Below are 9,193 nucleotides of genomic sequence, written 5' to 3' on the forward strand. Positions count from 1 at the left end.
TCGCGATCTCCAGCTTCGTGGCGCACCGCTTCGTGCCGGGGGGAACGTTCCCCGCCTCGGCGGCCGCGAAGGCGGCGCTCGAGGCGCTGGTGAAGTGTCTCGCGATCGAGCTGGCCGCGACCGGCGGCACGGCCAACGTCGTCGTGCCCGGCTATACACGCAAGGATGCGGGCCGGCTCGGCTCGCTCGATCCGGTCGCGTGGCAGAGGGCGGCGGCCGCCAATCCACAACAGCGCCTCGCCGAGCCCGACGACATCGCCGCCGCCGTGACCTTCCTGCTGTCGGCAGCAGCCGGCCATGTCACCGGCGCCGTGCTGCCGGTCGATGGCGGCCTCACCTTGATGTAGATCTGAGATGGATTGAGGGACGATGGAGAGTGGACAGCAGACGGCCGACGTCATCGTGTTGGGGGCAGGGATCGTCGGCGTCTCCTCGGCCTATGCGCTCCGCGAGCGCGGGCTCTCGGTGGTGCTGGTTGACCGCAAGGCGCCGGGCGAGGAGACCTCCTATGGCAATGCCGGCATTCTCTCTTCCGGCTCGATCCTTCCGTTCAACAAGCCGTCGTTGTTTGCAGCGCTGCCGTCCTATCTCGGCAACAAGAGCGCGGCGCTGCGCTGGGATCGGTCGTGGACGTTGCGCAATATCGAGTGGGTGCTGCGCTTCCTCGCCAATGCCGTGGAGTCCCGCGTCAGGCCGCGGGCGATCGCGCTGCACGGCTTGATTGGTGCGTCGCTGAAGCTGCATCGCGACTGGATCGTTCGCGCCGGCGAGCCGCAGCGTATCCGCGAGACCGGCTGGCTCAAGGCGTGGCGCAGCGATGCGGTCGGAGCGGCGAAGGCGGAGCAGGCCTTCCTCGCCGAATACGGCATCAAGAGCGAGCTGCTCGACCGCCAGGCGATCTCGGCGCTCGAGCCGAACATGCTGCCGGTGTACAAAGTGGGGCTGCTGCACAGCCAGACGGCATCGGTCGACTCGCCGGGCCATGTGACGAAAGCCTATGCGCGGATGTTCGAGGGCGCGGGCGGCGTGCTCAGGCAGTCCGAGATCCGGGCGCTGCTGAGCGACGGCGACGGCTGGCGCGTCGTGCTCGGCGATGGCGAGATCCGCGCGCGGCATGTCGTGGTCGCGCTCGGGCCGTGGTCGCCGGACATCCTCCGGCCGCTCGGTTATAAAGTGCCGATGGCGTTCGAGCGCGGCTATCACCAGGAGTTCACGCCCAACCCGAACCGCAAGCTGCTGCGCCCGATCAATGATGCCGAGGGCAGCTTCGTGCTGGCGCCGATGGAGAATGGCGTGCGCGTCACCTCCGGCGTCGAGCTGACCGACCGCGACGCGGCGTCGAACTTCGCCCAGCTCAAGCAGGTGGTGCCGCTGGCGCGCGGCGTCGTCGAGTTCGGCGAGGCGGTGGCGCAGCCCTGGCGCGGGTCGCGGCCAAGCCTGCCGGATGCGCTGCCGATGATCGGGCCGGCGCCGCGCCATTCCGGCCTGTGGCTTGCATTCGGCAACCAGCACATCGGCTTCACCACGGGGCCGGCCACGGGCGCGGCGATCGCCGCGATGATCGCGGGCGAGGCGCCGTCCTTCGACGTCGCCGCGTTCGCGCCGAGCCGGTACCTGTGATGGGCCGCGACCGCCTCGCGCCGGAGCTCCGATGAACTACACCTGGGATTTTGCCATTCTCGGCAAGTACAGCCACCTGTTCTGGGTGGGGCTGGGCTGGACCATGGCCTACACGCTGGGCACCATCCTGCTCGGCTCGCTCATCGGGCTCCTGGTCGGCATCGTCAGGCTGCGGCGGCCCCTGGTCATCGACTGGCTGCTGATCGCCTATATCGAACTGTTCCGCTGCACGCCGCTCTTGGTGCAGATCATCTGGTTCTACTACGCATTCCCCGTGGTGATCGGCGTCAATATCCCCGCGCATGTCGCGGCGGTCACCGTGCTGTCGCTGTATGGCGGCGCGTTCTATGCCGAGATCGTGCGCGGCAGCATCGAGAGCGTGCCGCGCGGACAGTGGGATGCGGCGCGGGCGCTGGGGCTGCGTCCGTGGCGGATGATGCGGCTCGTGATCCTGCCGCAGGCGCTGAAGCCGATGCTCGCGCCTTACGTCAACCAGTCGATCACGCAGCTGAAGAACACCTCGCTGGTGTCTGTCATCGCGGTGCCGGATCTGGTCTACAACGCGACGCTGATCAACGCCGACACCTACCGGCCGCTCGAGGTCTACACCATCATCGCGATCATCTATTTCGCGATCCTGTTTCCGGCGACGCTGCTCGGCCGGCGCTTCGAGCGCGGCATGACCTACGATAAGGCGTGAGGGGGTACGTTATCAGCCGTCATTGCGAGGAGCGAAGCGACGAAGCAATCCAGGGCGGCATGCGTGGCTCTGGATTGCTTCGCTTCGCTCGCAATGACGATCGAGAGAGCGTAGCTTCCCTCAGATATTCACTTCCACCGGCACGTCCTCGGCCTTGACGCCGGCGAGGCCGAGACCCTTGACGAACCATTCGCGCATCTGGCCGATGCCGCGGTTGTAGTCGATCCACACCGCGAGGAAGTCGCGCCAGCGCTTGTCGGCCTCGCGGCGCACGCCCATGCTGGAGGGGATCGCGACCGACGGCGACTGCAGGATCTTGTAGGTGCCGAGATTGGGGTTCTTGGCGATCGCGGTGAGCCCGAGGATCAGCGCGTTGACGACGACGTCGACGCGGCCGGACGCCATCTCCAGCATCACCTCGTCGCGCGACTTCAGCGACTTGATGGTCGCGTTCGGCGCGAAGCGCCGTGCCACCGCCTCGTTCGCCGAGCCGACGTCGACGGCGATCTTGACCTCGGGCTTGTTGATGTCGGCCCAGGTCTTGGCCTCCATGCCCTTCTTCAGCATCGCGCCGAACGGATGCGGGAACACCGTGCCGCAGAAGTCGATGACCAAAGCGCGCTGCGGCGTCGGGTTGAGCGCGAAGCCCAGATCGATCTTGCCGGCCTGCAGGTCGAGCACCGAATTGCCGTAGGTGGATTCGACATATTCGAGCTTGACGTCGAGCAGCTTGGCGATGTCGTTGGCCATCTCGATCGAGAAGCCCGACCAAGTGCCGGAGGCGAGGTCCTTGTTGAAGTAAGGCAGCTCGCCCGGCAGCACGGCGATGCGCAGCACCTTGTTGGCGCGGACGCGGTCCAGCGTGTTGTCGGCGGCCGCCTGCGCCGACGCGGGCGTCGTCGTCATGGCGGACGCGAGCGCCGCGCCGGAGCCGATCGCGAGCGCGTAGCGCAGCGCCTCGCGGCGGTCCTCGGAAATGGTCTGATCGTCTGATGGGGTCACAACATCCTCCTGCACCAATGGCGCGGAGCGTAGCGTTGGCGGTGCGCACCGGCAACAAGCATGTCGGACTTGATAGCAGCCGTGCTACGAACGTCGTGGCCGGCGCGCTCTGATGCTGCGCTGCCTCATTCCCGGGCAGGACTGATCACGCCATGGTCGGTCCCGCCAGATGGAAGTGGCTTCGCACGCAGCCGGTCCGCGAATGGCCGCAGTAGCTGCGGCGCCAGATGAATCGGAAACTGACTCATCGCGAAGTAGAGCCACGTCGTGCCCGGGATCGCGCCCTCGGTGGCGGCAAGCATCAGCCCCATGTTGCGCAGCGAGACCATCACGCCCAGTGCCATCGCCCGCTCGCGGCCGGCGCGGCGGAACAGCAGCATGGTGATACCCAGCAGCAGGAAGAATACGGCGAAGGCGAGCACCGCCAGTCCCAACATGCGGAACGGACTCGTCACGAGGTCGGCGAGGAAGTGGGCCATGATGGCGGATGCGAACACGAACAGGATGCAGATGTTGACGCCGTCGATCGGCGCGCGGTGCTGACGGATTCGCTCGATGCCGAAGGCGAAGCGGATCGCGACGGCCACGACCAGCGCAGCGGCGAGGATGCCGGCGAGCTTGAGCCCGAGCGCGGCCGGGGACAGCGCCAGCGTCTGCCCGAGGAAGATATAGGCGAACACCGGCGCGGTCAGCGGCACCAGCGCGGTCGAGGTGACCAGCGTGATCAACACCAGGGTTGCGTCGAGGCCCATCAGCGCGGCCAGCGCCGGTGAGGCCATCATCGGCGAGGCCGTGGCCTGCAGCATCAGCGCGAGATGCAGCTCGGGCGCGCCCGCGTCGAGGCCGCTGACGCGCGCGATCGTGCCGACCGCGAGCGGCACGGCAATCGTGGTCCACGCAGTCGCGGCGACGACCAGCAGCGGCCGGCGCAGATGTGCCCTGAGCATCGCGACGTCGACGCGCATGAAGGAGATGCAGAGCAATAGGAAGATGGCTTCGGTGACGTAGGGACGCGCCAGCTCGCCGAGCGGCGGCACCGCGATCGCGGCCACCAGTACGAGGACGATGGCGCGTGTACCCTGATTGCCGAGCCAGCTCAGGGCCCGCAGTGGAAACGCGAAAGGCCCGGAGGACGGCATCGGAATTCCAAGCGATCTGGCTCAAAGAGCGATGTGAATCAAAGAACGCGCGAACCATGCGATGGCCGCGCGTTCCTGCAAAGTCACATCTCGTTACGGACGATGTCGTAGCCGACGCCCGCCAGCGTCACTGCGCGCTGGAGCCGCCCACGACGATCTTCTCGTTGAGCTTGAAATCGACGGTCTGCACGGTCTGGTCGATCTCGGGATTGGGCATGCCGATCTGCTGCGCGATCAGCTTCACCAGCAGATCGACGCGCTCGATGAACGGCGCGCCGGCGGCGACCGCACGCGCCGCCGAGGACGGCTTCAGCAGGCTCTCCGCCGCCTTGGCGTATTTCTCGAACGGCACCTGGTCGCTCGGGTCGGCGCCGAGCTTGCGGGCGATCGCATCGACATGCTCGTAGATCGCCTTGGACTGGGCGAGGTTGCCGTGCACGGCGTCGCGGATCGCCTGCGGCTCGCCGCGCGTGATGCAGCGATAGTTGCCGGTCAGCAGCATCGACCACTTGGCCAGCGGCACGAACAACGAGTCGAACACCTTCAGCTTCACCGGCACGTCTTGGCCGTCGAGCCTGACGGCATCGATGTCGCGCTCCAGTTCGCGCAGCAGCGCGTTGTGCTTCTCGTCCTCGAAAGTTGCCGCCTTAAAGTTGGTGGGCAGACCGACATGCAGGACGTTGGCGCCTTCCTCCGGCGGACGGAAGGCCTGCGGATCGGGCGAGCACAGCGTGACGAGACCGGGCGTGAAGCGCTCCCAGACCTGGGCGTTGGTGTAGGCCTCTTCGAGATCGCTGTTGGCCAGCGCCGGAATGCGCTTGAGATAGGGCAGCGGCGGCATGTTCATGATCGACAGGCACGGCAGCTTGGCCTCGGCGATCTTCACCATCAGCACGCGAATGGTGTGGTTGGTGTATTGCGGCTCCTGCATCGCCAGGCCGACGAGGTCATAGCGGCTGAGGTCGACGGCGTCGGGCGAAGCGGCATCGAGCTTGCCGGGCAGGTCGCGCGAGAAGATCGAGCGATGGTTGGGCTCGTCGCGCAGCTTGATGCGGACCTCCGTGCCCTCCCGGTTGATCAGCTCGGCCGTCTTCTTGCGGCAGACCAGCGTGACATTGTGGCCGGCCATCAGCAGCTTGGTGCCGAGCAGGGAGCCGTAGGAGGCTCCGAGAATCAGGATATTGCGTGCCATACCTTGGTCTCCCCAGGATTGATTCGGATTGTGTTGTTGCGTTTCTTGTTGGCGATCCAGCCGCACCGAAGAGCCCGTCAGACACCCTCAAAGAGCGGACGGAGGCGGTAAGTCGTTGCCTCGGTTGCTGGCATACCAGAGCTTTCTTCCCATGGAATGGCTCGTCTGGCAAGGTTTGTTGCGGCAGTGCGGCATCGGGAGCAGGCCAACTTTTGCGGTTGCCTGGCCAGAAGTCTGATGGCGATCCAGTCCCTCAGCTCAGCGCCATATAGCGGCCGGGCTTGTGGTTGATGGCGATGATCACGTTGACGATCACGATCCCCAGGATCGACAGCGCCAGCCGGTTGACCGGGATGACGAAGAACGCGGCCATCATGATCAGTACGTCGACCGCGAGCTGGAAATAGCCGGCGCGGATCTTCCAGTGCTCCTGCAGATAGAGCGCGAGGATGTTGATGCCGCCGAGGCCCGTGCGGTGGCGGAATAGCATGAGAAGGCCGGTGCCGGTCAGGCCGGCGCCGATCACGGTGGCGTAGATCGGGTCGATCGCCGCGATATCGACCCAGGACGTCGTCAGGCGCGAGAACACCGCGACCAGACCGACCGCGACGAAGGTGCGGATCGTGAACGGCCAGCCCATGCGCCTGATCGCGAGCACGTAAAACGGCAGGTTGATCAGAAAGAAGCAAACGCCGAATCCGTAGCCGCTGATGTAGCTGAACAGCAGCGAGAGGCCCGCGGTGCTGCCGACCAGCAGCACCGTCTTGCCATAGATCAGCATGCCCAGGGACACGAACAGCGTGCCCAGGGTCAAGGCCATCGCATCCTCGTAGAGCTTGTGCCGCTCCTGCTCCTGCGCGATCTCGGTCACCGCCATCGGTTCCGCCTGTCGCCGCTCAGATCGACCCGAACAGGCCGGCGACGCGGGTCACGTCCGACAGCCTCAGGCCGGCGACGTTGATGCGGCCGGAGGTCGGCATGTACACGCCGTGCTTCTCCCGCAGCGCCATCACCTCCGCCGGCGTGAGCGGCAGCAGCGAGAACATGCCCTCCTGCTTGCCGATCGCCAGCGAGTTCGACCAGCGATCGCCGAGCGCCGCGGCGAACGAGCGGCGCAAGCTGGCGAGGCGCTCGCGCATCGACTCGAGCTCGGCCCGCCAGTCGTCATAGAGCTCCGGCGTGCCCAGGATGGTTCTTACGATCGCCGCGCCATGATCGGGCGGCATCGAGTAGCTGGTGCGGGCAATGGCGACCAGATTGGAGCGGGCCGTGGCCGCCGCAGCCTCGCTGGCGGCGACGGCGAACAGCGCGCCGGTGCGCTCGCGATAGAGGCCGAAAGATTTCGAGCAGGAGACCGCGACCAGCGCCTCGGGGATGGCCGAGACCAGCGCGCGCAGGCCTGCGACGTCGCCGTCGAAGCCGGCGCCAAAACCCTGATAGGCGGAGTCGATCAGCGGCACCAGCCCGCGGGCGGCGATCACCTCGGTGATGCGCGCCCAGTCCGCGGCCCCCAGCGGGGCGCCGGTCGGGTTGTGGCAGGACGCATGCAGCAGCACGGCATCGCCTGGCTGGGCCTTCCGCAGCGCCTCCAGCATGCCGTCGAGCAGCAGCGTCTGCGACGGGACGTCAAAATAGGGATAGGTCTCGATCTCAAGCCCGGCGGCGGCGAAGATGCCGGCGTGGTTGGGCCAGCTCGGCAGGCCGAGCCAGATCTTGCCCGTGCCGGCCTGGCGGATCAGATCGGCGGCGAGCCGCAGCGCGCCGGAGCCGCCGGGGGTCTGGACACCAGCGGCATGAACAGGAGAGGCCTTGCCGCTCACCATCGTCCACAGCAGGTCCAGGAAGCCCTGGTCGCCTTCCGGGGCCACATAGGCCTTGCTGTCCTGGCTCTCCCAGATCCGGCGCTCGGCAGCCTTCACCGCGCGAAAGATCGGCGAGTGGCCTGCCTCGTCGCGATAGACGCCGACGCCGAGATCGACCTTGTCGGCCCGCGGATCGGCTTTGAAGATGCCGATCAAGGCGAGCAGGGGATCGTCGGGCTGGCGGCTCAGGCGTTCGAACATTGCGGCGCATTCCTGTCAGAGGATGGGCCCGCCAGCTGGCCATGGGCCGTCCTTACGGGCGACCGGACACTATATCGGTTGCAGCGCAAAAACAGCGGGCATTTCGGCGATGCTCCGCTTCGTCTGGTGCATGGGCGCCTCGGCGCGCCCGGATGTAGTTGCCGCTCGAGCGCGAGCAAGCCGATCCCGGACGAGACGTCTTCAGCAGCATAAGAGCACGGCCCGCGAGCACGCGGGCCGCGTCGACCGCACGCGGCGTGACCGCTCAGATGCCAGCCGGCCGATCGAGCTGCTTGAGCCACGCCCCGATGTCGCGCGCGGCGACATTGGCCTGGTCGAGCAGCTTGCCCATGGTGAAGAAGCCGTGGAATTGGCCTGGATGCGTGCGGTAGGTCACGGGCACGCCGGCCTCGCGCAGGCGGCGGGCGTAGTCGTCACCCTCGTCGCGCAGCGGGTCGGCCCCGGCGGTCAGCACATAGGCCGGAGGCAGGCCAACGAGAGTTTCGGCCTTGGCGGGCGAGGCGCGCCAGTCGTGGATGTCGGCTGTGCTGTTGAGATAGTGGTCGCGAAACCAGCGGATCACCGAATGCGTCAGCAGCACACTGGTCTCGGGCTCGCTGTGCGAGGGATGGCTCATGGTGAAGTCGGTGGCCGGATAGATCAGCACCTGGCCCGAGAGCTTGGGGCCCTTGCCGTCGCGCGCAGACAACGCGACCACCGCGGCGAGATTGCCGCCCGCCGAGTCGCCGCCGACGCTGAGCCTGGCGGCGTCGATGCCGAGCGCGGCTGCATTGTCGGCGACCCATCGCGTGGCCGCGAGGCAGTCGTCGACCGCGGCGGGAAACTTGTGCTCCGGCGCCAGGCGGTAGTCGATCGAGATCACGATCAGTTCGCCTTCCTGCGCCAGCGCACGACAGGCCACGTCGTGCGAGTCCAGATTGCCGATCACCCAGCCGCCGCCATGGAAGAACACCAGGCCCGGTGCGAGACCGTTGGTCTGCCGCACCATCTTCGGCCGATAGAGGCGTGCCGGGATTGCGCCGTGCGGAGCAGGGATGGCGAGGTCCTTCACGTCCGCAAGCTCTGGCGGCTCGGGATTGCTCACGGTGCGCGCGGCCAGATAGTAGTCCCGCGCCTCCTGCGGCGTCAGCATCTCGTAGGCCGGACGCCCGGCCTCCTGGAACGCCTTGTAGACGGCAGCGGCATCGGCATCGAGTTGAACGGGCATTGCGAAGAACCTGTCGTGTTGAAGGGGGCTGTTGAACGGAGAGAGTGTCAGGCGGCGGTGCGGCCGCCGTCGACGGTGTAGGCGGCGCCGGAGACGTAGCTTGCATCATCGGAAGCGAGGAAAGCGACGATCGCCGCGACCTCGGCGCCCTTGCCGAGTCGGCGCGCCGGCACGCGGTCGACCACCTTGTCGACGGGGACGGGAGCGCCGTTGCGGCCCTCGATGATGGCGCTCAGCATGCGGCTGTCG

General features: G+C 67.0%; 10 protein-coding genes. 3 read left to right on the forward strand and 7 right to left on the reverse strand.

Annotated elements, in window-relative coordinates; genetic code table 11:
* From BRAO375_RS24700 to BRAO375_RS24710, 3 genes are all read left to right on the forward strand, one after another.
* Nucleotides 1–347 (forward strand): SDR family oxidoreductase (locus BRAO375_RS24700; RefSeq protein WP_035641984.1); only part of this gene is annotated, 347 nt, incomplete at its 5' end.
* A gap of 22 nt (nt 348–369) precedes the next feature.
* Nucleotides 370–1,620 (forward strand): NAD(P)/FAD-dependent oxidoreductase, encoded by a 1,251-nt coding sequence (locus BRAO375_RS24705; protein ID WP_009030180.1) that lies wholly within the window; start codon nt 370–372, stop codon nt 1,618–1,620.
* Between the two features lie 31 nt (nt 1,621–1,651).
* Complete coding sequence (locus BRAO375_RS24710) at nt 1,652–2,320, forward strand: amino acid ABC transporter permease (RefSeq protein WP_009030181.1); 669 nt, start codon at nt 1,652–1,654, stop codon at nt 2,318–2,320.
* A gap of 120 nt (nt 2,321–2,440) precedes the next feature.
* Here BRAO375_RS24710 and BRAO375_RS24715 read toward each other — a convergent pair whose 3' ends face one another.
* The 7 genes from BRAO375_RS24715 to BRAO375_RS24745 form a co-directional block, all read right to left on the reverse strand.
* The gene (locus BRAO375_RS24715) at nt 2,441–3,322 is read right to left on the reverse strand and encodes a transporter substrate-binding domain-containing protein (RefSeq protein WP_009030182.1); all 882 of its coding nucleotides are present in this window, start codon (nt 3,320–3,322) and stop codon (nt 2,441–2,443) included.
* A gap of 125 nt (nt 3,323–3,447) precedes the next feature.
* The gene (locus BRAO375_RS24720; protein WP_009030183.1) at nt 3,448–4,461 is read right to left on the reverse strand and encodes a Na+-dependent transporter; all 1,014 of its coding nucleotides are present in this window, start codon (nt 4,459–4,461) and stop codon (nt 3,448–3,450) included.
* 127 nt (nt 4,462–4,588) lie between these two features.
* A complete protein-coding gene (locus BRAO375_RS24725; RefSeq protein ID WP_009030184.1) occupies nt 4,589–5,653 on the reverse strand; it encodes a ketopantoate reductase family protein in 1,065 nt (354 codons plus the stop codon).
* A 253-nt stretch (nt 5,654–5,906) separates the two neighbouring features.
* Nucleotides 5,907–6,530 carry a YitT family protein gene (locus BRAO375_RS24730; RefSeq protein ID WP_009030185.1) on the reverse strand — a complete coding sequence of 208 codons (624 nt, stop codon included), beginning with the start codon at nt 6,528–6,530 and terminating at the stop codon, nt 5,907–5,909.
* Between the two features lie 19 nt (nt 6,531–6,549).
* Complete coding sequence (locus tag BRAO375_RS24735) at nt 6,550–7,716, reverse strand: amino acid aminotransferase (protein ID WP_009030186.1); 1,167 nt, start codon at nt 7,714–7,716, stop codon at nt 6,550–6,552.
* 265 nt (nt 7,717–7,981) lie between these two features.
* Entirely contained in the window at nt 7,982–8,944 is a 963-nt protein-coding gene (lipP1, locus tag BRAO375_RS24740) for a LipP1 family hormone-sensitive lipase (RefSeq protein ID WP_009030187.1), read from the reverse strand.
* Nucleotides 8,945–8,991: 47 nt separating this feature from the next.
* On the reverse strand, nt 8,992–9,193 hold a 202-nt coding region (locus BRAO375_RS24745; RefSeq protein WP_139031460.1), incomplete at its 5' end, for an SDR family oxidoreductase.

Origin of the sequence: Bradyrhizobium sp. ORS 375 (genome assembly GCF_000239775.1) — a bacterium.
Lineage (GTDB): Bacteria > Pseudomonadota > Alphaproteobacteria > Rhizobiales > Xanthobacteraceae > Bradyrhizobium.

Coding starts and splice junctions, on each gene's coding strand:
- BRAO375_RS24710 (WP_009030181.1), top strand. CDS start 1,652: ATGAACTACACCTGGGATTTTGCCATTCTCGGCAAGTACAGCCACCTG.
- BRAO375_RS24705 (WP_009030180.1), top strand. CDS start 370: ATGGAGAGTGGACAGCAGACGGCCGACGTCATCGTGTTGGGGGCAGGG.
- BRAO375_RS24725 (WP_009030184.1), bottom strand. CDS start 5,653: ATGGCACGCAATATCCTGATTCTCGGAGCCTCCTACGGCTCCCTGCTC.
- lipP1 (WP_009030187.1), bottom strand. CDS start 8,944: ATGCCCGTTCAACTCGATGCCGATGCCGCTGCCGTCTACAAGGCGTTC.
- BRAO375_RS24735 (WP_009030186.1), bottom strand. CDS start 7,716: ATGTTCGAACGCCTGAGCCGCCAGCCCGACGATCCCCTGCTCGCCTTG.
- BRAO375_RS24720 (WP_009030183.1), bottom strand. CDS start 4,461: ATGCCGTCCTCCGGGCCTTTCGCGTTTCCACTGCGGGCCCTGAGCTGG.
- BRAO375_RS24730 (WP_009030185.1), bottom strand. CDS start 6,530: ATGGCGGTGACCGAGATCGCGCAGGAGCAGGAGCGGCACAAGCTCTAC.